Here is a 25,214-nt window from a genome sequence, read left to right as displayed (position 1 = left end):
CAGGACTGCTCATCATGACCACTTCACTGACATGGCACGACGTCATCGGATCGGAAAAACAACAGGATTACTTCAAACAAACGATTGATTATGTTGAATCAGAGCGTCAGTCAGGAAAAGTAATTTACCCGCCGGCAAAAGATGTTTTTAATGCATTTCGTTATACCGAGTTTAACAAAGTCAAGGTTGTTATTATCGGTCAGGATCCTTATCACGGGCCAAATCAGGCTCATGGATTATGCTTCTCTGTTTTACCGGGTGTCAAAACACCGCCTTCACTGGTGAACATGTATAAAGAACTGGCTCAGGATATTGCCGGTTTTGCGATTCCTGAACACGGATATCTGAAAAGCTGGGCTGATCAGGGTGTTTTTCTTTTAAATACGGTTCTCACGGTTGAGCAGGGCAAAGCGCATTCGCACGCAAATACGACCTCATGGGAACTTTTTACAGATAAAGTCATTGAAGCACTGAATCAGCACGGTGAGAATATCGTATTTTTACTGTGGGGTTCCCACGCCCAGAAAAAAGGCCGGTTTATTGATCAAACCAGGCACTATGTTCTGAAAGCGCCTCACCCCTCACCACTATCTGCTCACCGTGGTTTTTTTGGTTGTCAGCATTTTTCTAAAACAAATCAATATCTTACTCAGATTGGAGAAGAGCCGGTTGACTGGTTACCAACGCTGAATGCGGGTGAGGTTTAATTTTTCGACGGCAGTCATGGCAACAAAAGCGGACTATATATACAATCTGTTTGACACAATGCACAGGAGAAGCATGATGATGATTGAACGGATTAGACGAGAACATAGTTATATGACCCGGCTGTTAGCAATCCTGAGTAAGAAATTATACTCGCTGCAGAACGAACAGAAGATCAACTATTCTTTAGTCAGGGAGATTGTCGATTACCTTTCCTCTCATTCAGAAGCAGCACATCATCCGAAAGAAGACCTGATGTACAATTACTATATTCAGAATTATGGGGAAAAGGCCTGCATTGCTGATCTTGAAGCCGATCATAAGCGCCTCGCCGAGAAGACGCATGCTTTTCTGGATGTCGTTGATATGATTCTGCAGGATGTCATTGTGCCACAAGACATTTTTATGGATCAGTTAGCTGATTTTATTCTGGTGCAGAAAAAACACCTGGAGTTTGAAGAAAGGGAAGTCTTACCGCTGATTGATAAAACATTCACTGTGGATGACTGGAAGGTGATTGAAAGCCAGTGGACATACAGCGAAGACGATCCTGTTTTCGGTGAAACTATTGCAGATCGTTATAAACAGCTGGCACAGCTACTGAGAGAAGAAAGGAAGGAACAATCCTGACTTTATTCTGCTCGATTATCAATGAAAAGGCTCCCTGTCAGGGGAGCCTTTTCGAATTCATAAATCTATATCATCTTCAAAGCAAACATCCATCTCCATGAGTTCCTTCCGGAGACGCCTCTTGTCCCGTACAGCTTCGATTTCTCTCCACTTGCGTTTGGTTGGTTTAGAGCGGGTTACACGTATTTTTCCGATTTCTTTATCGAGTAGTTCCTCAAAATGCAAGTCGTCCATAATCAGCTCCCCTGATTTACAGTTGCTCTTAATGCTTAATTAGCATAGTTTCTGAAAATCTATCTATGATTTATTTCTCATTTATTTCGGTTTGGTGAATTATTTTCTATTCAAATGTCAATTTTTGTACCAGTGCCACAAAAAAACTGATTATTTTTTGTTCATTTGATGTTTTTTCTAAACATTTCTCTTTTGCTGGTTTGTTAAAAATCTGCTCTTTTTTGGTATATTTTTTATATACACTCAGTTTTTGAATGGTTTTATCTGATAGTTCATCAGTTAGGAAGTTACTCAATCTCTTGCTTTTACTCGTTTCTTCATTTGTCGTTCTCAGAATAAAAAACGTTGATTTTTTGCAATCTCAACGATATGAATGGCATACCGGTGTAAATTAGATGTTGCACATTTTTATTTCAAATGTAAATAAATATAAGTGGAAGTTAACCGAAGGTTTGAAATTAAACATGGAGATGTATATTGATTTTTTGATACTTCAATAGCATTATCTTCTGCCTTGAGTGGATAATGTTTCATCATTATCCAGATGATAGACAAAACAGACATGGATAGTTCTGAGTGATAAATGTTGGTGAAATCAATGTCAGTCGTCATGATATTGAGTCGTTCAGGTGATTGCATCGCGATAAGGATGTCGCAGTACAACGAAAAATAATACTCAGCCGTAAAACGGCATTTGATGCTCTTTAAGAGGTTTCTGTGACAGACTTAATTAATTTAATAAATGACCTGCTTTGGGGGTCAATTCTGGTTTATCTGCTTGTCGGCGTTGGTGTTTATTTTACGATTCGGTTAGGTTTTATTCAGGTCAGGCACTTTTTACACATGTTCAAGGTGCTTAAGAATAGCCGTAAAGCTGACAAGGCAGGTATCTCATCTTTTCAGGCGCTATGTACCAGCCTTGCTGCCCGGGTTGGAACAGGAAATATGGCGGGTGTCGCCGTTGCCCTGACAATGGGTGGACCCGGTGCGATTTTCTGGATGTGGGTGACAGCAATGGTGGGGATGGCCACTTCATTTGCTGAAAGTACACTGGCCCAGTTATATAAAACTAAAGATAAGGATGGAAATTATCGTGGCGGTCCTGCCTACTATATGGAAAAAGGACTCGGCATGCGCTGGATGGGCGTTCTTTTCTCTATCTTCCTGATGATTGCTTTTGGTTTGGTATTTAATGCGGTTCAGGCGAACTCAATTACCAATGCAATGACGACTGCTTTTGGTGTTCAGCCAATGTATAGCGGCCTGGTGATTGTATTGCTGTCTGCGTTTGTCATCTTCGGCGGTATTCGTAAGATCGCAAGAACAGCTGAACTGATTGTGCCTTTGATGGCTTTGGTTTATCTGGCTATCGCTATTTTCGTCTTGCTGAGTAATCTGGATAAATTACCGGCAGTATTCAGTCTGGTGATTAAGAGTGCCTTTGGGTTCCAGGAAGCTGCTGCCGGTGGTATTGGTTACATGGTTGCTCAGGCAATGATTAATGGTGTGAAACGTGGTTTGTTCTCAAACGAAGCAGGTATGGGTTCTGCGCCCAATGCTGCTGCTTCTGCAACACCATATCCGCCGCACCCTGCTTCTCAGGGATATGTGCAAATGTTGGGTGTTTTCATTGATACTATCGTGATTTGTTCAGCGACTGTTGCCATTATCCTCATGTCAGGTGAATATGTTCCTCATGGTGAAATCACCGGTATCGAACTGACTCAGCTTGCGTTGAATTCACAGGTGGGTGACTGGGGTGGTATCTTTATCGCGTTTGCTATCTTCTTCTTTGCCTTTACGTCGATCATTGCAAACTATTCTTATGCTGAAACGAACCTGATCTTCCTTGAGCACAATAATAAGAAAGGTTTGGCGATATTCCGGATAGTCTTCCTATGTATGGTGATGTTCGGGGCGCTGGCGACAGTACCGACAGTGTGGGCTCTGGCTGATGTTTCCATGGGATTGATGGCGATTGTGAACCTTGCTGCGATGTTGTTATTATCCGGTGTTGCGGTGAAACTGGCGAAAGATTATAACCAGCAGTTGAAAGAAGGGAAGTTGCCTACATTTAATGTGAAAGATTACCCTGAACTTCATTCTCAACTGGAAGATGGAATCTGGGATAATAAAGACGACTGATTGCCTGTTTCAATCGTACAGATAGAAAAAACCATGCAGACAATGCATGGTTTTTTTTGTAGGCTGATTTTAAAACAGGGGATCCGGAATATTCAAACCATCTGAATCTACAGATAACAGGTTATAATTGCCTCACAGGAGACCCGGCCAGACCAGTCTGGCGCATACTAAAAGTCAGAGAAAAAGGAAGAAAACTATGCTAATGGTTGTTTCACCTGCCAAAACACTGGACTATGAATCGCCGGTTACGACAGAGCAACATACGATACCTGAATTACTGGCGGATTCGGAATTATTGATAGATGTTTGCCGTCAGCTGACACCGGCAGATATAGCCTCACTGATGAAAGTCAGTGATAAAATCGCCGGGTTGAATGTCGCACGTTTTGCACAATGGCATCCGGATTTTTCTCATGAGAATGCCCGGCAGGCGATTCTGGCCTTTAAAGGGGATGTTTATACCGGGTTTGAAGCACAAACGCTGAGTGACGAGGATTTTGAATTTACCCAGTCTCACCTGAGAATCCTTTCCGGACTGTACGGTTTGCTGAGACCACTTGATTTGATGCAGCCTTATCGTCTGGAAATGGGGACTCGTCTTGCAAATTCCAGAGGAAACAATCTCTATCAGTTTTGGGGCGATATCATTACTGAAAAGCTGAACCAGGTCTTGCATGCTCAGGAAAGTCAGGTATTAGTGAACCTGGCATCAAATGAGTACTTTAAAGCAGTGAACCCGAAAAAAGTTGCCGGGCAGATTATCACACCGGTGTTTAAAGATCAGAAAAACGGGCAGTACAAAGTGATCAGCTTTTATGCAAAAAAAGCCAGAGGTATGATGGCCCGTTTTGTGGTGGATAACCGGATCGATAGCCCGGAGAAGCTGAAAGAGTTTGATGTCGCCGGTTATTATTATGCAGAAGCCGAGTCGACGGCGACTGAACTGGTGTTTAAACGGGATGAGTCTGATCCTTCATCCGTATGATGATGCGTCCTGATTGCCCCGCCTGGTAACAAATATGAGTGATGATGCGAAAAAGCTCAGGTTGTTTGATACCCATTGTCATTTTGACTTTGATGTCTTTGCGGCTGATTTTGAGCATCATCTGCTGGTTGCCAGAGAGAAAGGGGTGGAACGGTTCGTCATTCCTTCTATTGGTGCCCAAAACTGGCAACGGGCAGCTCAGCTGGCAGAGCGTTTTACCTCTCAGATTTATTATGGTCTGGGAATTCATCCATATTTCTTGCAAGCTGACAGTGAAAAAACACTGGCTGACCTTGAACAATCGCTGATACATGCAGGCAGGGAGTGTGTTGCTATCGGAGAATGCGGATTAGATGGTGTTGTTGATATTCCGGCGCCCTTGCAGGAACGTATTCTTCTCGCTCAGTTCAGTCTGGCAACTCAGGCCAGGCTTCCATTGATCTTACACAGCCGTAAAACACATGATCGTTTGATTTATTTACTGAAACAGGCCCGGTTTACTTATGGCGGGGTGCTTCATGGTTTTTCCGGCAGCTACCAACAGGCCAGAGCCTTCACTGACCTTGGTTTTAAGATTGGTGTAGGCGGTGTGGTGACTTACACCAGAGCCGGTAAAACCCGTCGGGCTATCAGCCAGCTTCCGGTTGAATCCATCGTGATTGAAACGGATGCACCGGATATGCCGGTATGTGGTTTTCAGGGACAGCCCAATCATCCAGGACGGCTGGTTGAAATATTTAAAGCGCTGGTGTCATTGAAGGATATGCCGGCTTTGGAATTATCGCAGCAGCTATGGCGCAATAGTTGTCAGCTTTATGGTTTGGATGAGGAGAGATCCGCTGCGGGTCATGAGGTGAAACCATAAAGGAGAGTGTGCTCCCCTTTATGATGAATTCCAACAGATATACCCAAATGACCTCAAGATACAGAATTCAGAGCTTCATCAACAGGTTCAGTTTAAGGAAAACAACCGAAGGAATGATGACGCCTTTCGAGGTTGTTTGACGCAGAAATGAACCGGTTAATGAGCTCCCGAAGGGCGAGATTGATTGGCCCCTGTCCTGTTTGACTGATTTTCAACGTAGAATGACTATGTCTGCAAATCAGTGCCTTGCTCAAAAACCAATCAATCTCGCTGAACATGCATCTTGAGGTTAACCGGGGATACAATCTGTATTATTCGCGCTCTTTTGTATACGGCACGCCAATTGCCTTCGGTGCGACTGCTTTGCCAATAAAACCGGCAAGCAGGAATACCGTTAATACATACGGAAGGGCTTCAATAGCCTGAACCGGTATCATCATACCACCGATGCTTGTTCCCTGAAGCCTGATTGCCAGAGCATCAAGGAAACCAAATAACAGACAGGCAGCAAGGGCATTAAAAGGACGCCATTTACCAAAAATTAGGGCAGCCAGAGCCATATAACCTTTACCTGCACTCATATTGGGAATAAATTGAGCGGTCTGCCCGACAGACAGATATACACCCCCCAGTCCGACGAGAATGCCACAGATAACCATCGCCCCGTAGCGCATGCCTATCACGGAAATACCAGCAGTATCGACCGCTGAAGGCGATTCTCCCACAGCCCGTAACCGAAGTCCGAACCGGGTTTTAAATAACAGATACCAGCTGAGCGGCACGATAATAAATGCAAGGTATTCAATCACAGAGTGGCCGCTGATTAATTCGGAGTAAACTAATCCGATAACTGGCGTATCTTTGACAGCATCAGCACCAGGAAGCGTTAAAGGTGCGAATCTGGCATCTCCGGATAAAGCCGGTGTCTGCCCGCCTTGTGAGAACCAGTAGCGGCCCAGAGTGACTGTCAGCCCGGCAGCAAGAATATTAATCGCCATCCCACTGACGACCTGATCACCTCTGTGAGTGATTGAGGCAAATCCGTGTAAAAGCGCCAAAAGTACGGAAATAAATACCCCGGCACACAGACCAGCCCAGGCAGAACCTGTGATATGTGCAGTTGCTGCACCAGCGAAGGCTGCTGAGAGTAGCTTCCCTTCCAGCGCAATATTGACAACCCCGGAGCGTTCACTGAACATGCCTGCCAATGCAGCAAGAATGAGTGGCGTTGCAACCCGGATCGTTGCATCAAGCATAAGAATTATGGTTTCAAACATGGTTATGCCACTCCCCGTTCGGAAGAAAATAATTTCAGATAGAGACGTTCAAGTGTTGGTCTGAACATATGCTCAAGTGCACCAGAGAAAAGGATCACCAGCCCTTGTAAGACGACGACAATATTCCGGTCTACGCCATACTCAAAGCTCAGCTCTGCACCTCCCTGATATAAGAAGCCAAAAAGCAGACTGGCCAGGAATACACCTGCCGGGTGGTTTCGTCCCATTAATGCGACTGCGATGCCGGTAAATCCAAAGCCTTCAACAAAGTTGAGTTTAATTTGATGAAGTTCGCCCTGAAGTACATTAATGCCAAAAAAACCGGCCAGCATGCCTGAGATTAACATCGCGATTACGACAATCTTCAGATAACTGATACCTGCATAATCGGCAGCAGATGCATTGGCTCCGACTGACCTGATTTCATATCCCCAGCGGGAATGCCAGATAAACAGCCAGACAAAAACACAACATAAGAGAGCAAAAATAAAGCTGATATTGAGCGGGCTTGAGGCGACTTCAATACCAAAGGCTGCAAAGACATCATGAATTTTCGGCAGCCAGCTTGCTTTGGCAAACACCCGGCTTTCTACAGCCATTGTGTTTTCCGGCTTTAATATATCGACCAGCAGATAGGCCATCAGTGAAGACGCGATAAAGTTAAACATTATCGTTGTAATCACAATATGTGACCCGCGTTTTGCCTGCAGATAAGCAGGCAGGAAGGCCCAGGCAGCGCCAAATATTCCCCCGGCAAGGATCGCGACAGGGAATACAATATACCAGGGCGCCACATCTCCGAGAGTCAGGCAAACCAGCCCGACGCCAAGGCCGCCGATATACGCCTGTCCTTCGACACCGATGTTAAACAGACCAGCATGGTAAGCGACGGCAACGGCTAATCCGGTGAAAATAAATCCGGTGGTGTAATACAGCGTATAACCCAGGCCTTCGGCATAGCCAAAAGCGCCGGTCCACATGATTTTCACGGCATCCAGCGGATTAATATCAATGTAGATAAACAAGAGTGCGGAAACCAGAAAGGCAACCATGACATTGATTGCCGGAAGTAAACCGATAGTGACCCATGCGGGGGTTTTTGTCTGACTCATGATTGCTCTCCCCGGGAGGACGGATTTTTAATATGGTCCGGAACAATGTTAGCCATCATTAATCCCAGTGTTTTTTCGTCGGCCTGTGCTGCATCGAGTTCGCCGACAATCGAACCATCAAAAACAACGATAATCCGATCAGCCAGACTCAGAATTTCGTCCAGCTCAACAGAAACCATCAATACGGCCTTTCCCGCATCCCGGCAGGCAATGATTTGCTGATGAATATATTCAATCGCCCCGATATCGACACCCCGGGTTGGTTGTCCGATGAGCAGGACATCCGGGTTTTCTTCCATCTCGCGTGCAATCACCAGTTTTTGTTGGTTCCCGCCGGAAAAATTCGCCGTTTTCAGATGGATGTCATTCGGGCGAACATCCCATTTATTCATGCTTTCCTGACAATGACTTTCAATCGATTTTGTGTCTTGTAAAAGTCCCCGGTTATATTTATCCAGATGATGATAGCCCAATATGTAGGCTTCTCTGGCTTCAAATTTATTGATCAGGCCCTGTTTATGCCGGTCTTCCGGAATATGCCCGACACCCATTGCCCGGACTTTTTGAGGATCGGATGGCTGCTCTGCACTGATGGTATTTCCATTCAGTTCAATTGTACCGGAACTGGGGGGGGTGATTCCGGACAGCAGGTTGAGAATTTCTGACTGGCCATTGCCGGATACACCTGCAATACCGACTAACTCTCCCTGACGGACAGAGAAACTGATGTCTTTGACCCGCTTTACGCCGGCACTATCAACATAACTCAGGTTTTGCACCCGGATCAGTTCTTCTTTCGGGTGAGATGGGGTTTTATCCGCCTGCAGACGAACCTTTCTGCCAACCATCATTTCTGCAAGCTCTTCCCGGTTTGTCTCTGCCGTAGCGACATGAGAGACCATCTGCCCCTGTCGCATGACAGAAACATTATCAGTGATTGCCAGAACTTCACGCAGTTTATGGGTGATGATCATGACGGTGGTTCCCTGTGCCCGGAGCTTATCCAGAATTTTAAATAAATGGTCGGCTTCCTGCGGTGTCAGGACTCCTGTTGGCTCATCCAGAATGAGAATTTTCGCGCCACGGTAAAGAGCCTTCAGGATCTCTACCCGTTGTTGCAGACCGACAGGCAGTTTGCCGACCACAGCGTCCAGCGGTACTTCCAGACCATAGTCCTGTTCAAGCTGAAGTAGTTTTTTCCTGGCTGCGGATAAACTGTCTTCCAGCTTCCATCCTGTTTCAGCACCAAGAATAATATTTTCAAGAACAGTAAAAGTGTCAACCAGCATAAAGTGTTGGTGCACCATACCAACTCCGGCTGCAATAGCGTCCTGAGAGCTGGATGGGTGATAAGGTTGATTATGAATCAGCATTTGGCCTGAATCAGGGTGATAAAAGCCATAGATAATGCTCATCAGTGTCGATTTACCTGCACCATTTTCACCAATGATGCCATGGATTGTTCCGGCTGGAACTTGTAAATCGATAGCCTGGTTGGCATGAACGCTACCAAACCGTTTATCTATATTCTTAAGTTCAATAGCATAATTTTGCGATTGGGCCACGGGACGACTTCCTGAATTAACAATAAAAAACGAAATAGACGAAGATACAAAGTTAATAGTGTTTCATTTGCATAAGAATACGCCACTGGAAACAGCGGCGTATTCATTGATATTGTTGTTTGGGTATATATTTGGTTTTGACGGTTTTCTGTCTGTTACAAATCAGAAATATGCAGGTCAAAATCCATCATTAAAGATTGTGTTCCCTGCTCTCAGTACTTACAGGTATTATCAGACATATAGTCATGAACCTTGATTTTCCCTGAAACAATATCTTTCTTCAGACCGGCCATATAAGCTTTTATATCACCGGAAATCAGTGGCTTATTGTATTTGTCATAGGCCCAGTCAACCGCATTATCTTTCAGTCCCAGAACTTTGATACCAGGCTTCCATTCGCCTTTGATTTCCTCATTCCAGCTGTCTTTTGCGGCTGCACCAACCATTTTAACCATAGATGTCAGCATGGTCCCCGGATGCAGGTGGTTTTGATTCGAATCGACACCGATTGCATATTTTCCGGCATCGGCAGCAGCCTGATAAACCCCCAGACCTGTACCACCGGCAGCGGCATAAATCACATCCGCTCCTTTAGAGAATTGTGATTTTGCCAGCTCTGAACCCTTAGCCGGATCCGCGAAAGCAGCCGGAGTTGACCCGGTCATATTTTGCAAAACATTGATTTCAGGGTTGGCATATTTTGCGCCCTGTTCATAGCCACATTCGAATTTACGAATCAGCGGGATATCCATACCGCCGACAAAGCCGACTGTACCGGTTTTGGACATCTTCGCCGCAAGTGCGCCAACTAAAAAAGAACCTTCATGTTCTTTAAATACAACAGACTGTACATTCGGTTTGTTGACAACCATATCCAGAATAGTGAAGTGGATCTTAGGGAATTCACCGGCAACTTTATCAACTGCAGAAGCCATGTTGAAACCGACGGCTACAATCGGAGAATATCCCCGGCTGGCCAGACGGCGCAAACCCTGCTCGCGTTGTGCTTCATTTTGAGGTTCATATTCCCGGACTTTGACGCCTTCTTCATTTTTCATCGCGATAACACCGTTCCGGTAAACGGCTTCATTGAACGATTTATCAAATTTTCCGGCAGTATCATAAATCACGGCTGGTTTTGCCTGAGCAAAAACGTGAAATGAAGTGATGGCTAAAGTCAGTGCAGATAGCTTCAGGATGGACTTTTTCACTCTATAAATCCCTATTTGTTGTCATTCTGATATAGATGTCTTCCGATGAAAGATAAGAGAGACGTCTGTTATATGGTTTTATCATCATCAGTTTATCGTTTGCCTGTAAAAAAAAAAGTGCGTGTTTCAAATTAAGTGTCATTTCTATAAAGACAATCAATAAAGCTGGGAAGAAGTGTTTTTTTATTGTTTTATTTTTGTTGCATTTTTTACGATTCCTTTCGTTGGTGAGCGCCAAAATGGTGCATTTATCATTAATGATATCTGTCCTGTTTTCAGGTGAGATAACCAGATAAATCAGGAAAAAAAACACATGTATATAAATGCCTTTGCTGATTCCTTTCAGCTAATGATGACAAAACTATTATCAGGGGGAGTGGCTTTGCTCATGTTGCTAGTTTGTAAATCATATTGCTTGATAAATTTGATTTCAATGGCCTTGGTGTGACCAGCTTCTCTTTTTTTTATGTATGAAATGTTTGTTTTTTATTAAAGCGTGATTGATCATTACTTTTAGTCATTTTGCTCAGTATAATTGCCACATGAATTCCACTTCATTCATTATTTATTAATTAACCGCTAAGGAACAACATTAACTATGAGTCTGCTAATGAGCCTGATTGGCATTGTGGCATTGCTTGGCATAGCTGTTTTACTTTCCGAAAATCGTAAAGCGATTAATTTGCGAACTGTAGGTGGTGCCTTTGCTATCCAGTTTTTCCTGGGAGCATTTGTACTTTACAGCCCATGGGGGCGTGATCTTCTTGCTGGTATTACAAATGGTATTCAGCATGTCATTAACTATGGTAAAGACGGTACACAATTTCTGTTTGGGAATCTGGTGAATTTCTCAGTTGATGGAATTGGGTTCATCTTTGCATTTCAGGTTTTGCCTGCCATTGTTTTCTTCTGTTCACTAATCGCGGTGCTTTACTATATCGGGGTGATGCCTTGGGTCATTAAGATTATTGGCGGTGGTTTGCAAAAAGCGTTGGGGACTTCCCGTGCAGAGTCAATGTCTGCTGCGGCCAATATCTTTGTTGGCCAGACAGAAGCACCACTGGTTGTTCGCCCTTATATTGCCAAAATGACTGAGTCTGAACTTTTTGCCATTATGTGCGGTGGTCTTGCGTCTATCGCAGGAAGTGTTTTAGCTGGTTATGCACAACTTGGTGTGCCTCTGGAGTACCTGATTGCTGCTTCATTTATGGCTGCTCCCGGCGGGTTATTATTTGCGAAAATTCTGAAACCGGAAGTTGATCAACCGGTGAATGATGAGATGAAAGATTTTGATGAAGAGAAGCCTTCAAACTTTATTGATGCTGCCGCTGGAGGCGCTTCCACAGGGATGCAACTGGCGTTGAATGTGGGTGCAATGCTGTTGGCCTTCATCGGACTGATTGCTTTACTCAATGGTATTCTGGGTGGCGTCGGCGGCTGGTTTGGCATGCCTGAGCTATCTCTGAACAGTATTCTGGGCTGGTTATTCTCTCCGCTGGCTTTCATTATCGGTGTGCCATGGTCAGAAGCAACAGTTGCCGGTTCTTTTATCGGGCAGAAAGTCGTTTTAAATGAGTTTGTTGCTTATTCTAATTTTGTACCTTACATCGGAGAACACGCTCAGGTGGTTGCTTCTACTGGTCAGGTGATGTCAGAAAAAACGTCGGCAATCATTTCTTTTGCGCTGTGCGGATTCGCTAACCTGTCTTCAATTGCAATCCTGCTGGGTGGTTTAGGTGGCATGGCGCCTGGTCGTCGCCACGATATTGCCAGAATGGGAATTAAAGCCGTCATTGCAGGAACTTTGTCTAACCTGATGGCTGCAACGATTGCCGGTTTATTCCTGTCAATTTAATCGTCGGGTTGAATGTTATTTGATATGCTCCGGAGTGAATTCTTTGGAGCATTTTTATTTTAATGAGATGAGTGTCCGACTCATTTTTTAATAGGGGTTTAAATATGAATGATTTGAACGCTGAAGCTATCAGAGCGCTTCAGTTAATGGATCTGACAACACTGAATGAAGATGATACTAACGATAAGGTGATTGCTCTTTGCCATAATGCAAAAACACCTGTCGGGACACCGGCAGCGGTCTGTATTTATCCTCAATTCATTTCTGTTGCCAGACAAACCCTTCAGGCACAGGGAACACCGGATATCAAAATTGCAACGGTGACTAATTTCCCTCATGGGAATGATAATATTGAAGTCGCAGTTTCTGAAACGCGTGATGCTGTTGAAAAGGGCGCAGATGAAGTTGATGTCGTTTTCCCTTATCGTGCGTTGATGGCCGGAGATGAAAAGACAGGCTTTGAGCTGGTCAGGCAATGTAAAGCAGCTTGTGACGGGAAGTTACTTAAAGTCATTATTGAATCCGGTGAATTAAAGACAGAAGCGTTAATCAAACAGGCTTCTGAGATTGCTATCCGGGCCGGGGCTGATTTTATCAAGACTTCTACCGGTAAAGTGCCGGTGAATGCAACTCCGGAATCAGCAAGAATGATGATGGAAGTGATTCGTGATCTGGATGTCATTGATAAGGTTGGTTTCAAAGCTGCTGGTGGTGTCCGCACTGCTGAAGAAGCCGCTCATTATTTAGCGATTGCTGATGAAATTTTGGGTAAAGACCATGTTGATCGCCGTCATTACCGTTTTGGTGCTTCCAGCCTGTTGAATAGTTTACTGTCAACGCTGGGAGTGTCTGATGATTCGTCTGCCGGGGCAGGCTCATATTGATTCTGCGGATATCGAAACTATCCATAAAAGAATGCTGATTGAATAGGAGATAATTATGGCAACGCCACATATTAATGCTGAACCAGGTGATTTTGCAGATGTTGTATTGATGCCCGGAGATCCACTGAGAGCAAAGTTTATTGCGGAGACTTTTCTGGAAGATGTCGTACAGGTTTGTGATGTAAGAAATATGTACGGCTATACCGGTACCTATAAAGGCAAAAAAGTATCAGTGATGGGGCATGGTATGGGAATTCCATCCTGCTCAATTTATGTCACTGAGTTAATTAAAGATTTTGGTGTTAAGAAAGTTATCCGTGTGGGTAGCTGTGGTGCAGTCAGCAAAGATATTCATGTCAGAGATGTCGTGATTGGTATGGGCGCTTGTACAGATTCTAAAGTTAACCGTATTCGCTTTAAAAATCATGATTTTGCTGCGATAGCAGATTACCAGATGGTCAAAGCAGCTGAAGAAGCAGCAAAGAAGAAAGGCATTCCGGTGAAAGTTGGTAACCTTTTTTCAGCAGAACTGTTCTATACGCCTGATCCTGAAATGTTTGATGTCATGGACAAATACGGCATTGTCGGCGTAGAAATGGAAGCCGCCGGAATTTATGGGGTTGCTGCTGAATATGGTGCTAAAGCATTAACAATTTGTACCGTATCCGATCATATTAAAACCGGTGAGCAAACGACCGCTCAGGAGCGCCAGACAACATTTAACGAGATGATTGAGATTGCACTGGAATCTGTTCTGATTTCAGAGTGCTAATTCCTGAATCTGTCACATACGGGATATGATTTATCCCGTATGTTTTAATAAGATATTATCAGAACTGCGTGTATAGCTTCTCTTGCGGAGCAGAAAAGCCAGTAAGAGTCCGCTGATAAAGCTTGTGACAATCATCATGTACATATACCGATCACTCTTGCGGTAGTGATGATCTGAGATCGCTGTCACTTTGCCTGTTTCGAACGTAATCCGGATAAAACCAATCACATTCCCTTCATTGATCACCGGCTCAACTAATTGCTGACGACCAATCCTGGCGGTTTGAAGCGGGGTATCCAGCCCGAGAACATCTCTGACACTCAGTGCTGAATCGCTGGATGCAACCAGAACGCCTTCTGCATCGTAAACGGTCGCATCGAATACCAGACGATCTTTGGATAACTGATTTGTCAGTGCCTTTAATCTTTTTTCATCCTGTTCACTCAGAAACTCACTCGCTGTTAATGCTGCCTGTGAGATCAAAAGTTTTGTCAGGGTTTCCAGCTGATTTGCCTGAATTCGCTCATTGCCTTTACTGATCATGACACTGTTTTCCGCCATAAAGAAAAACATAGCAACAAGACAGAATACGGCGATGATTCGTAAAACGACCCGTAAAGAGAATAATGAACCGTTCATTTGTTCTGACCGAAAGAAATTACGTATAGATCCATATTGATGCTTGCGTTTTTAAATTGCAATAGGGTAACGTCGGGTTACGTTTGTTAAAGGTGAATTTCATGGACTCGCAAAAGACATTGTTGACAGAAAAAACAAGTCCCCTGGCAGGACGCTTATCACAGGATCGCTTTATTCAGTCCGATCCATCACAGGCCCAATGGTTCCTTTATGGAGAACATGTCACACCAGATGTTTTCGAACAAATGGATCAGATGACAGAGAAGACGAATTATATTATCCGGCTATGGTGTATCGAAAATTATGATGTTGCCCTGATGCAGGGGGAGTTTACACCGCAGCATCAGGATATTTTGACGCGACATCAAATTGATTATGCGATGACTGCTGATATTCCGGATCTGAATCAACCCGGTTTGCTGTTAATGGACATGGATTCAACAGCGATTCAAATCGAATGTATTGATGAAATCGCCAAGCTTGCCGGTGTGGGTGAAGAAGTCGCAGCGGTGACTGAGCGTGCGATGCAGGGAGAGCTGGACTTTGAACAGAGTTTACGCCAGCGGGTTGGAAAACTGGCAGGCGCCGATGCCGCAATTCTTGAGCAGGTGAGAAGTCAGCTTCCTCTAATGCAGGAGCTTGAAGAACTTGTGGCTGCTTTGAAAGCGTACCAGTGGAAAGTCGCGATTGCGTCCGGGGGATTTACGTATTTCTCTGATTATCTGAAAAAGCTTCTGTCATTAGATTTTGCGCGATCAAATGTGTTTGACATTGAGCAGGGAAAACTGACCGGACATGTAGTTGGTGATGTTGTGTCTGCAAAAACAAAAGCCGATATTCTGGTTCAGCTGGCAAGAGAATATGAGATTCCCCGTGAGAATACAGTTGCCATTGGGGATGGAGCCAATGATTTAACCATGATGGGGGTTGCCGGGCTTGGCGTTGCTTATCATGCTAAACCCAAAGTTGAAGCGCTCGCGCAGTCCGCGATCCGGTTTAGCCATCTCGGAGGCGTAATGTGCATTTTATCTGTTGGAATACAGATGCGGAAATAGGTCTTGTGCCCGGATAAACCAGTTTCCCCCGGATATAGCAGATAAGTCCGGGGGAAACAGACTCTAGTTATTAATTTCCAGTCTGTTCAGAACTTCATCTGTAATATCAATAATCTCAGCATATCCCACCAGCGATGCAATTGATTTCTCTATGTTTTTGGTATGATAGAGATTAATCGCTGCCAGATCATCCAGATCCTGACGAAGCAGGGTACTCATTGGATGAAATACCGGAATAGCACAGAATCTGAGAACAAAAATTTCCCCCAGAACCTGAGCATCTTGAATAAAGGATGTTCTTTCTTTCAGGCCGGAAAAGTCTGTAATCAGCCGGCTCTCAAGTGACTGAATTTGTGACCCAAACTTTTTAACCGAAAGATAAATATCGAAATACTGAGGGGTCGCGCCATCAATATGTCTCATCGGGGTTGCCAGAAGTGTATTGGTATGCCCTTTTAATATGGGTTCCAGCGACAGTAGATTCTCCCGGCCTAATTTAGCCAGTAATGTCAGGTAGGCGGTTGGAGGTTCGCTGATACCAATGGCGGCCGCTCTCATATTCGCGCCCTGACGTTCAACAAAGACCGGCGCACAGACAACCCGGTTGAGTAAAATATGATGCAGATTTTCCAGCAACGTGATACTGGGTAAGACCTCAAGGCTCTCAGTCAGTCGATCCTGGTTGTTTTCGATCAACTTATTAAAGAACGCAATAATTCGGACAGTATGACTGTTCTCTTCTATCACGAGTTGAATATGCTGGCCATTTGGCGCTACCCGGACAATGTTATAAGAAACATGAGCCAGCGGAAGTTTGTTGTCATATAACTTGAGTTCAAGATAATCGATCGTAACCTGATCGCCGACTTTTAATTTTGTTGGCTTTTCCAGTAACAGGCTTAAACCTCTTTTGGATAAATCAATCGTGTTTCCTTTGATGATCGTATTATCTTCCAGCTTCATTTCTAAGGGGGAATTCAGCTGATAACGGGGTTCTTTGCGTTGGGTTCTTGCATCGAAGAAAATAGAAATCGGTGAGTGTGAAGCTTTCCGCGGATGTCGGAACTGATTCAGTTCTGTACCGGGTAGGTTGGGTTGCTCTGAGTAGAGGTAGTCTTTCGCGCTATCGGTATTCGAGATCTCCTGAAGGATGCCACAATGCGTCAGAGATGATAAATGCTTTGTGAGTTCAGGTGATTTGGTGGATAAGGTTTTTCGCTCGCTTTCTGATAGTTCAAAAATTGAAAAACGAAATGCGCGCCATGATTCTTTCTTTGCACCAAGATGCCAGAAAAGCTTCCTTAGCTGCGGGTTCGCTTCAGGTTTCATCATAGAAAAGAATAATGTTTTTTCCTGATGTGTATGTTTGAAAGCGTAAATCGTGTTACTGCTTTCTGAAACCCCTGATTTGGTCAGAAGTCTCATTCGTTGCGCAGTAAACAGATTACTTAATGTCTGTTGATTTCTCTCATCATGCCAGTAATGCCAGATATCATGGTTACTTTCGGTGAGCAGAACGACTTTCAATTCATCTTTGCTGAAAAATACCGGAAGCTGGCAGGCATGTTTCAAAAACATATGTTCATAGGCGCGTGTTCTGGCCCGGATAATTTTATCCTGATTGTCATGCCGGAGTTTTTGTTTTTCATTTTTTAATTGTTCTTCGATGACATATTCAATCAGATCGGTATCCGTCAGTTTTTTTATCCGTAAATACTTCACCGCATCATTTTCAAATGACTCATCTACGCCAATTAAACGGTATTCTATGGGTTGAAATAAACCTTGTATTTCAGTTTTTTTGTCCAGGTCCGTATAACGGACATGAATCACTTCTCCAAGCTTATAATCAAAAGCAGCAGGAACCTTCAGCTTTGCTCCTGACGGTGATAAATCGACAGTCAGTGCATTGACCAACTGACCATTTGCAAGTTTGATCTCTGCCTGAGATGAGAGTTTTAACCGGTTTTCCTGACGGAGTAAATCATAGCCTAAGTCAATGATTTCAACGAGAAATGGATTATTTTCAGTGGTGAGATCTTCTTTCGCTGAGTTTTGATTTTCACCCATGACCCGGAAGTTGTTTCTGGTGTTGTATAAAGCTTCCCAGACACCTTCAGTGTAGCGACCAAATTTATTGACGTTTTTATGGTAATCATTGAAGGCAACATCATCCAGCCAGTGGGTCAGGCCATCCAGAATATATTCTCTGCACTCACCCTGAACCCGCCCTCTTAAATCAACAGGCTTGGAACATGGCGCCATTTTTTTGTTCAGCTCCATTTTCACCAGCAGTTTTACAGATGGTGGTTGTCCCTTTGTAATCTGAGACAAAATCTGTTCAAACTCTTCAGTGTTATAAATGGGAATGAGCTTTTCCGCTAGAGATAGTATTTCAGATTGTTGCATATTCTTATCAAGTTTCCGGCCTGAATATCATTATCGACTTTTTTAATCGATCTTTAGTGTTATCTTGTTATATTTCAAAACATGTTAAAGATAAAATGTTTTCTGGATCACATTAAATTATTTACCGGGGCAGCATGGCTAAATTAAAAAGAGCGTATGTATGTAATGATTGTGGAGCCGATTATCCAAGATGGCAAGGTCAATGTAGCGCATGTGGCTCGTGGAACACAATTACGGAAGTCAGAATGCCGGCATCGCCTCAGGCAGCAAGACATGAGCGTCTGACAGGGTATGCCGGTTCTTTATCAGAGTCACAGGTGCAGGTACTGGCAGATATTGATTTGCAGGAAGTTCCCCGCTTTACCAGTGGCTTTAAAGAGTTTGACCGGGTTTTAGGCGGCGGTATTGTTCCCGGTGCAGCCATTCTCATTGGTGGAAGTCCCGGCGCCGGAAAGTCCACTTTATTATTACAGGTGATGTGCTATCTGGCGGATAACATGCCGACGCTGTATGTTACCGGGGAAGAATCCTTGCAGCAGGTTGCAATGAGAGCCTCCCGGCTTGAATTACCGAAGCAAAATCTGAAGATGCTTTCAGAAACCAGTGTTGACAAAATATGCCAGCTTGCAGAAAAAGAACGTCCCGGAATTATGGTCATTGACTCGATACAGGTCATGCATGTTTCTGATGTTCAGTCATCTCCCGGCAGTGTGGCGCAGGTGCGGGAATCGGCAACGGCACTGACCCGGTATGCAAAACAGAATAATGTTGCGGTATTTATTGTTGGTCATGTCACAAAAGACGGAACGCTGGCCGGGCCAAAGGTTCTGGAGCATATCATTGACTGTTCTGTGCTGCTGGACGGCGGAACGGATAGCCGTTTCAGGACACTCAGAAGCCACAAAAACCGGTTTGGTGCCATCAATGAACTCGGTGTATTTGCAATGACCGGAAACGGCATGAAAGAAGTCAGTAATCCTTCTGCTATATTTCTGTCCAGAGGGGAAGAAGAAACGTCAGGCAGCTCTGTGATGGTGATCTGGGAAGGAACTCGTCCTTTGCTGGTTGAAATTCAGGCACTTGTCGATTATTCTCAGCTCGCAAACCCTCGCCGGGTGGCTGTCGGTCTGGAACAGAACCGGTTGTCATTACTTTTAGCTGTCTTGCATAAGCATGGCGGACTCATGATGGCAGATCAGGATGTTTACGTGAATGTCGTTGGTGGGGTAAAAGTGACTGAGACCAGTGCTGACCTGGCTTTGGTCATGGCATTGCTCTCCAGTTTCCGTGATCGTCCCCTGCCAAAAGATGTCGTTATTTTTGGGGAAGTGGGGCTGGCTGGTGAAATTCGCCCGGTTCCCAGCGGACAAGAGCGTCTGAACGAAGCATTTAAACACGGATTCAAAACAGCGGTTATTCCAGCAGCCAATATGCCAAAAGGTGGCATATCCGGGATGCAGATTCATCCGGTGAAGAAACTTTCAGAGGCAATTGAAGCTTTTGATGAGTTATAGAGTGAAAACATAATTAAGGTGATGCATTTGTATCACTGAACTTGTAATCAGTCGTTTGAAACAGCCTATAATGACTATCAGGTCATCGACTGAAATTATTTTTAACCAAAGTGCAAGCAGGGCTATCAGTCTGGATAGATTATGATATACTCTGCGCGCAATTTATACCTTATTAACAGAGTAAGACAATGACTGATTTATCAAAGTACAGAAACATTGGTATTTTTGCTCACGTAGATGCGGGTAAAACTACCTCTACCGAGCGTATTCTTAAGCTAACTGGTAAAATCCACCGTACCGGTGAAGTTCACGATGGCGCTGCTACAACAGACTTCATGGAGCAGGAAGCTGAACGTGGTATCACTATCCAGTCTGCAGCAACAACCTGTTTCTGGAAAGACCACCGCCTGAACATTATCGATACTCCTGGACACGTGGATTTTACTGTTGAAGTATATCGTTCACTCAAAGTTCTTGATGGCGGTGTTGGTGTGTTCTGTGGTTCAGGTGGTGTTGAACCTCAGTCAGAAACAAACTGGCGCTATGCGAACGAATCACACGTTGCACGTCTGATCTTCGTCAACAAACTGGACCGTATGGGTGCAGATTTCTACCGTGTTGTTGAGCAGGTGAAAAACGTTCTGGGTGCAAACCCACTCGTCATGACACTGCCTATCGGTATTGAAGATGACTTCAAAGGTGTGATTGATCTGCTGAACATGAAAGCGTGGATCTGGGATGAATCTGGCCAGCCAGAAAACTACACACTTGAAGACATTCCTGCTGAGTATGCAGACAAAGCTGCTGAATATCGTGAAATGATGATCGAAACTGCGGTTGAGCAGGATGATGAGCTGATGATGGCTTACATGGACGGTGAAGAACCAACAATTGACCAGCTGAAAGCTTGTATCCGTAAAGGGACTCGTGATCTGGCGTTCTTCCCGACTTTCTGCGGTTCTGCATTCAAAAACAAAGGGATGCAGCCAATGCTGGATGGTGTTGTTGATTATCTGCCAGCACCAACAGAAGTTGACCCTCAGCCACTGACTGATAAAGATACTGGTGAAGCAACTGGCGAAGTTGCTAAAGTTGATGCAAGTGAGCCATTGCGTGCGCTGGCATTTAAGATCATGGATGACCGTTTTGGTGCCCTGACCTTTATCCGTATCTATTCAGGTGTATTGAATAAGGGTGACACAATCCTTAACTCTGCAACAGGTAAAACTGAGCGTATCGGCCGTATGGTTGAAATGCACGCGGATGAGCGTAATGAAATTTCTTCAGCTCAGGCGGGTGATATCATTGCTGTTGTTGGTATGAAGAACGTTCAGACTGGTCATACACTGTGTGATCCTAAAAATGAATGTACACTTGAGCCAATGATCTTCCCAACACCTGTTATCGAAATTGCTGTGAAGCCTAAAGATAAAGGTGCATCTGAGAAAATGGGTATCGCGATCGGTAAAATGGTTGCAGAAGATCCATCATTCCAGGTTGAAACTGATGAAGAAACAGGTGATACCATCCTGAAAGGTATGGGCGAACTTCACCTGGATATCAAAGTTGATATCCTGAAGCGTACTTACGGTGTTGAGCTTGAAGTGGGTCAACCACAGGTTGCTTACCGTGAGACAATCACGCAGCCTGTTGAAGACAGCTACACGCATAAGAAACAGTCTGGTGGTTCTGGTCAGTTCGGTAAAATCGATTACCGCATCAAGCCTGGCGAAACTGGCAGCGGCTTCACATTCTCTTCAACTGTTGTGGGCGGTAACGTTCCTAAAGAATTCTGGCCAGCAGTTGAAAAAGGCTTTGCAAGCATGATGCAGGAAGGTGTACTTGCCGGATTCCCTGTACTTGACGTTGAAATCGAACTGTACGATGGTGCTTTCCACGCAGTTGACTCATCTGCAATTGCATTTGAAATCGCAGCGAAAGGTGCTTTCCGTCAGTCTATTCCAAAAGCGGGCGCACAACTGCTTGAGCCAATCATGCACGTTGACGTATTTACACCAGAAGATCACGTTGGTGATGTGATTGGTGACCTGAACCGTCGTCGCGGTATGATCAAAGATCAGGAAGCTGGCGTTACAGGTGTACGTATTAAAGCTGATGTACCTCTTTCAGAAATGTTTGGTTACATCGGTCACTTACGTACAATGACTTCTGGTCGTGGTCAGTTCTCTATGGAGTTCTCTCACTACGCACCATGTCCTGCAAACGTTGCAGAAGAAGTGATTGCTGAAGTGAAAGCGAGAAAAGAAGCGAAGTAATTCTTCTTTTTTCCGACTGATTTGAAAAGCCCGTCATATTGATATGACGGGCTTTTTTACATCCGCTTTAACTTACAACTGAAGACTGATTTTCTGATGAAATGACTTCAGTCTGATGCGGATATTGTCGCTGAAATTGCTCAATTTGTTCACGCAGCCAGTGATGGAAGCGCGTGACTTTTTCTCTTCTCATATAACTTTCAGGTGCGCACAGATAATAGCTGTATCTTGACTGAGTGCTTTTATGACCAATTCTGACCAGCTTGCCTTCCTGAATCAGACGATAAGCCATACTGTGCTTCGCCAGTCCGATTCCCTGAACAGATAAAGCCCCTTCAAGTACATAAAGTGCGCCATTATATTTGAGTGTCGGACGGGCGGCGGAGTGGTTCTTTGCACCCACAGATTCCAGCCAGAGCCCCCAGTTCATATCCGGCCACATATCTTCGATCAAGTCTGCATGGTGAAGATCATCAATATCGTAAATTTGGTGTTGCTGCTGATACAGAGGGTGACAAACAGGATAGAGAACTTCATCCATTAACAGAACAGCATCCAGATTGTCATACTCTCCTTTTCCATAGCGGATACAAATATCGACAGAAGAATCTTCAAAGGAAGCCAGTTTACTGATGGGTTCAACCAGTAACAACATATCCGGATGTTGCTGGCGAAAAAGTTGCAGGCGCGGAACCAGCCAGTGTTGAGCAAACGATGGAATGGTTGAAATGGAAAGGCGTTTGGGATCGGGATCCTGAGTTAACAATCTCACCCCATGTTTGATTTCAGTAAATCCTTTACTGGCTGACTGATACAAAATTTTCCCCTCACCAGTCAGCAAAACCTGACGGTGTTGTCTGACAAATAACTCACATTTCAGCCACTCTTCAAGCTGACGAATTTGCTGGCTGACTGCGGCAGCGCTGACGAACAGCTGTTCTGCTGCATCTTTAAAGCTACCGGTTTCAGCTGCGGTACAGAAGTAATACAGGGCCTGTAGAGGAGGAAGTCGCTCTTTCACTTAAGTATTCCTTAACTGAGTGGTGATTTTTATCGTTTGTCGCTAACTGATGAGTTTGTGATTATCACCCATGAGTTTAGTGATAATCAAGGAGTTGTTATGAATGAGTTGATGAGTAAACCAGAGAAATATCATGTGTCGGTGATCAGTGTGAGCCGTATTTTGATTAAGGAAATCTTATCCCTGCTAACGTTGTGGATACAAAAATACCGGACCCGCAAGCAACTCAGGGAGCTGCCGGAATCACTATACGATGATCTTGGCGTAGATCGATCCATGGTGAAAAAGGAATCCGAGCGTCCGTTTTGGGATTAACCATGAGAAGCCGGAGACTGGTTTTGAATATCATCTTCCCACAAAATTAACTTGTTCTCCGGCCACTGATAGCCCAGTTCATGGTATTTGCTTTCGAGTAAAAACCGTTTAATTTTGAGTGTAGGTGTCAGCACACTATTTTCGATTGTCCATGGTTCTTTTATCATCAGAACACCTTTAATTTGTTCATGTGCCTGGAGCTGCTGGTTCATTTTCTGAATGATTTTGCAGGTTGAATGCTCATATCTTTGTCTGTCAAAATCAGGAAAATCATGAGGAACAACAAGCAGGATTGGCCCCGGAAGCCCTAAACCGATTAAGCAAAGCATTTCGAACCGCCCAGCCTGATACAGAAGTTTTTCGATAGGAACAGGAGAGACAAATTTCCCCTTTGCTGTTTTAAAGGTGTCTTTTTTTCTGCCGGATAAACTCAAATAATCTTCAGCATCTATCTTGCCCAGATCGCCGGTTTTCATCCAGCCTTCATGATCAAAAATACATCTCGTTGCGAGTTCGTTCTTATAATAGCCGGAAAATACTCCCGGACTTTGCACCAGAACTTCCCCTTCACCGTTGGTTGTGATCCGGACGCCGGGCGCAGTGATGCCAACAGTACCAATTTTGTCCTGATTGTACGGATAGTTAAGTGTTGTGAGTCCAAGAGATTCCGTCATTCCCCAGGCTTCAGTAATCGGTAAACCAATTCTGTCGTACCATGCCAGTAATCCCGGTGAGACGGGTGCAGAGCCGCAGCCCAGAATTCTTGCCTTATCCAGCCCCAGTCCCCGTGCTATTTTGTGTTGAATGAGATGTCTGATGAAAGGTATTTTTAACAGTAAGTTCAGGCGGCTTTGCGGCAGCTTATCCAAAATGCGTTGTTGAAAGAGCGTCCACAGCCGGGGAACAGAAATGAACAGCGTCGGACGCTGCATTCTGACATCTTCGATGAAAGTTTCCAGAGATTCAGGAAAGGCGGTTTGTACGCCAGTCATGATGGATACACCAAAGATATAAACCCGTTCAGTAATATGTGACAGCGGCAGGTAGGAGAACAAACGATCCTGAATACGAACTGAGATTAAATTGGTCAGTTGTCTGACAGTCCAGAAAAAAGCACCATAGCTCAACATAGCGCCTTTAGGTGTTCCTGATGTGCCTGAAGTATAGACAATGGACATAATTGCATCTCTGTCATGTTTTGGGATAACTGATGCTGGCTCATGTTGCTGAATGAGCGCTGAAAATTGAGATTTACATTCAGGTGCTGACGGGTAAGGTAAGGCGATACTGCTGAGCTGTTTATGTTTATCCAGAACCTGACGCACGGTATCGGCGTTATCTAACTTACCGACAAATACAGCCCGACATTCACTATGACTGATGCAATAATCAATCGTGTCAAAGTTCGCTGTCGGAAAGATCGGAACGCTGATAAAGTCGCCCAGCATCATGGCTAAATCGCAGATAAACCACTCAGCACAATTTTTAGAAATAATGGCAATTTTATCCTGGGGTTTTAATCCCTGTTCTTGTAATGCTGTTACCAGACGCAGTGCCTGATCTGCAACCTCAGAGAAGGTATACGTATCGAATTTTCTCTCTCTGATCTGTTTCAGGTAAATATCATCCGGGCGTGACTGAGCCCATTTCAGAAGATATTCGTCCGGTGTTATGAATAACTCGTCATGTCCTTTGCTGTCACCCATTGTCAGGCTCCAATCCTTTTTGTTGTGTTGATCGCGATT

General features: G+C 44.4%; 21 protein-coding genes. 12 read left to right on the top strand and 9 right to left on the bottom strand.

Translation table 11 applies throughout. The features are described from left to right. Positions 1–14: 14 nt before the first annotated feature. Both ung and OC443_RS15725 read left to right on the top strand, forming a co-directional pair. Positions 15–707: a uracil-DNA glycosylase gene (gene ung, locus OC443_RS15730; protein WP_073585873.1), complete on the top strand. Its 693-nt coding sequence runs from the start codon at positions 15–17 to the stop codon at positions 705–707. Between the two features lie 76 nt (positions 708–783). Then, positions 784–1,335 (top strand): hemerythrin domain-containing protein, encoded by a 552-nt coding sequence (locus OC443_RS15725; protein ID WP_073585874.1) that lies wholly within the window; start codon positions 784–786, stop codon positions 1,333–1,335. Between the two features lie 57 nt (positions 1,336–1,392). Here the strand turns inward: OC443_RS15725 and OC443_RS15720 are convergent, their stop codons facing one another. Then, entirely contained in the window at positions 1,393–1,569 is a 177-nt protein-coding gene (locus OC443_RS15720) for a DUF3545 family protein (protein ID WP_073585875.1), read from the bottom strand. 717 nt (positions 1,570–2,286) lie between these two features. On the opposite strand from OC443_RS15720, the gene OC443_RS15715 reads away from it, so the two are divergent. The 3 genes from OC443_RS15715 to OC443_RS15705 all read left to right on the top strand — a co-directional run bounded on the left by OC443_RS15715 (position 2,287) and on the right by OC443_RS15705 (position 5,564). Beyond that, the gene (locus OC443_RS15715; RefSeq protein ID WP_073585877.1) at positions 2,287–3,714 is read left to right on the top strand and encodes an alanine/glycine:cation symporter family protein; all 1,428 of its coding nucleotides are present in this window, start codon (positions 2,287–2,289) and stop codon (positions 3,712–3,714) included. Between the two features lie 196 nt (positions 3,715–3,910). After that, positions 3,911–4,699 (top strand): peroxide stress protein YaaA, encoded by a 789-nt coding sequence (yaaA, locus tag OC443_RS15710; RefSeq protein ID WP_073585878.1) that lies wholly within the window; start codon positions 3,911–3,913, stop codon positions 4,697–4,699. A 34-nt stretch (positions 4,700–4,733) separates the two neighbouring features. Next, a complete protein-coding gene (locus tag OC443_RS15705; protein ID WP_073585879.1) occupies positions 4,734–5,564 on the top strand; it encodes a TatD family hydrolase in 831 nt (276 codons plus the stop codon). A gap of 311 nt (positions 5,565–5,875) precedes the next feature. On the opposite strand, the gene OC443_RS15700 is transcribed toward OC443_RS15705, so the two are convergent. The 4 genes from OC443_RS15700 to OC443_RS15685 all read right to left on the bottom strand — a co-directional run bounded on the left by OC443_RS15700 (position 5,876) and on the right by OC443_RS15685 (position 10,729). After that, positions 5,876–6,841, bottom strand: a complete 966-nt coding sequence (locus OC443_RS15700; RefSeq protein WP_073585880.1) for an ABC transporter permease — start codon at positions 6,839–6,841, stop codon at positions 5,876–5,878. Positions 6,842–6,843: 2 nt separating this feature from the next. Further along, positions 6,844–7,953 carry an ABC transporter permease gene (locus OC443_RS15695; RefSeq protein ID WP_073585881.1) on the bottom strand — a complete coding sequence of 370 codons (1,110 nt, stop codon included), beginning with the start codon at positions 7,951–7,953 and terminating at the stop codon, positions 6,844–6,846. Then, the gene (locus tag OC443_RS15690; protein ID WP_073585882.1) at positions 7,950–9,518 is read right to left on the bottom strand and encodes an ABC transporter ATP-binding protein; all 1,569 of its coding nucleotides are present in this window, start codon (positions 9,516–9,518) and stop codon (positions 7,950–7,952) included. Before OC443_RS15690 ends, OC443_RS15695 begins: the two co-directional genes overlap by 4 nt. A gap of 212 nt (positions 9,519–9,730) precedes the next feature. Continuing rightward, positions 9,731–10,729 (bottom strand): BMP family lipoprotein, encoded by a 999-nt coding sequence (locus OC443_RS15685; RefSeq protein WP_200796975.1) that lies wholly within the window; start codon positions 10,727–10,729, stop codon positions 9,731–9,733. Between the two features lie 598 nt (positions 10,730–11,327). On the opposite strand from OC443_RS15685, the gene OC443_RS15680 reads away from it, so the two are divergent. The 3 genes from OC443_RS15680 to deoD all read left to right on the top strand — a co-directional run bounded on the left by OC443_RS15680 (position 11,328) and on the right by deoD (position 14,240). Beyond that, entirely contained in the window at positions 11,328–12,584 is a 1,257-nt protein-coding gene (locus tag OC443_RS15680) for a NupC/NupG family nucleoside CNT transporter (protein WP_073585884.1), read from the top strand. A 104-nt stretch (positions 12,585–12,688) separates the two neighbouring features. Continuing rightward, the gene (deoC, locus tag OC443_RS15675; protein WP_073585885.1) at positions 12,689–13,468 is read left to right on the top strand and encodes a deoxyribose-phosphate aldolase; all 780 of its coding nucleotides are present in this window, start codon (positions 12,689–12,691) and stop codon (positions 13,466–13,468) included. A 55-nt stretch (positions 13,469–13,523) separates the two neighbouring features. Next, complete coding sequence (gene deoD / locus OC443_RS15670; protein ID WP_073585886.1) at positions 13,524–14,240, top strand: purine-nucleoside phosphorylase; 717 nt, start codon at positions 13,524–13,526, stop codon at positions 14,238–14,240. 30 nt (positions 14,241–14,270) lie between these two features. Here deoD and OC443_RS15665 read toward each other — a convergent pair whose 3' ends face one another. Continuing rightward, the gene (locus OC443_RS15665) at positions 14,271–14,879 is read right to left on the bottom strand and encodes a YtjB family periplasmic protein (RefSeq protein WP_073585887.1); all 609 of its coding nucleotides are present in this window, start codon (positions 14,877–14,879) and stop codon (positions 14,271–14,273) included. A 101-nt stretch (positions 14,880–14,980) separates the two neighbouring features. Between OC443_RS15665 and serB the strand changes: the two genes are divergently transcribed. Then, entirely contained in the window at positions 14,981–15,934 is a 954-nt protein-coding gene (gene serB / locus OC443_RS15660) for a phosphoserine phosphatase (protein ID WP_073585888.1), read from the top strand. A gap of 63 nt (positions 15,935–15,997) precedes the next feature. On the opposite strand, the gene OC443_RS15655 is transcribed toward serB, so the two are convergent. Beyond that, complete coding sequence (locus tag OC443_RS15655; RefSeq protein WP_073585889.1) at positions 15,998–18,343, bottom strand: PilZ domain-containing protein; 2,346 nt, start codon at positions 18,341–18,343, stop codon at positions 15,998–16,000. Between the two features lie 134 nt (positions 18,344–18,477). Here OC443_RS15655 and radA point away from each other — a divergent pair, with 134 nt between their 5' ends. Beyond that, entirely contained in the window at positions 18,478–19,857 is a 1,380-nt protein-coding gene (gene radA / locus OC443_RS15650; protein ID WP_073585890.1) for a DNA repair protein RadA, read from the top strand. 188 nt (positions 19,858–20,045) lie between these two features. After that, a complete protein-coding gene (gene fusA, locus OC443_RS15645; protein WP_073585891.1) occupies positions 20,046–22,133 on the top strand; it encodes an elongation factor G in 2,088 nt (695 codons plus the stop codon). Between the two features lie 67 nt (positions 22,134–22,200). Here the strand turns inward: fusA and OC443_RS15640 are convergent, their stop codons facing one another. After that, positions 22,201–23,154: a LysR substrate-binding domain-containing protein gene (locus OC443_RS15640; RefSeq protein WP_073585892.1), complete on the bottom strand. Its 954-nt coding sequence runs from the start codon at positions 23,152–23,154 to the stop codon at positions 22,201–22,203. A 99-nt stretch (positions 23,155–23,253) separates the two neighbouring features. On the opposite strand from OC443_RS15640, the gene OC443_RS15635 reads away from it, so the two are divergent. Next, complete coding sequence (locus tag OC443_RS15635) at positions 23,254–23,469, top strand: DUF1127 domain-containing protein (RefSeq protein ID WP_234976456.1); 216 nt, start codon at positions 23,254–23,256, stop codon at positions 23,467–23,469. On the opposite strand, the gene OC443_RS15630 is transcribed toward OC443_RS15635, so the two are convergent. Continuing rightward, positions 23,466–25,175 carry an AMP-binding protein gene (locus OC443_RS15630; protein WP_073585893.1) on the bottom strand — a complete coding sequence of 570 codons (1,710 nt, stop codon included), beginning with the start codon at positions 25,173–25,175 and terminating at the stop codon, positions 23,466–23,468. The two genes, OC443_RS15635 and OC443_RS15630, sit on opposite strands and share 4 nt — an antisense overlap. Positions 25,176–25,214: the final 39 nt, after the last annotated feature.

It is taken from the genome of Vibrio quintilis (genome assembly GCF_024529975.1).
GTDB lineage: Bacteria > Pseudomonadota > Gammaproteobacteria > Enterobacterales > Vibrionaceae > Vibrio > Vibrio quintilis.
Note: the sequence above shows the minus strand (reverse complement) of the source record. Positions and strands in the feature narration are given on the sequence as shown.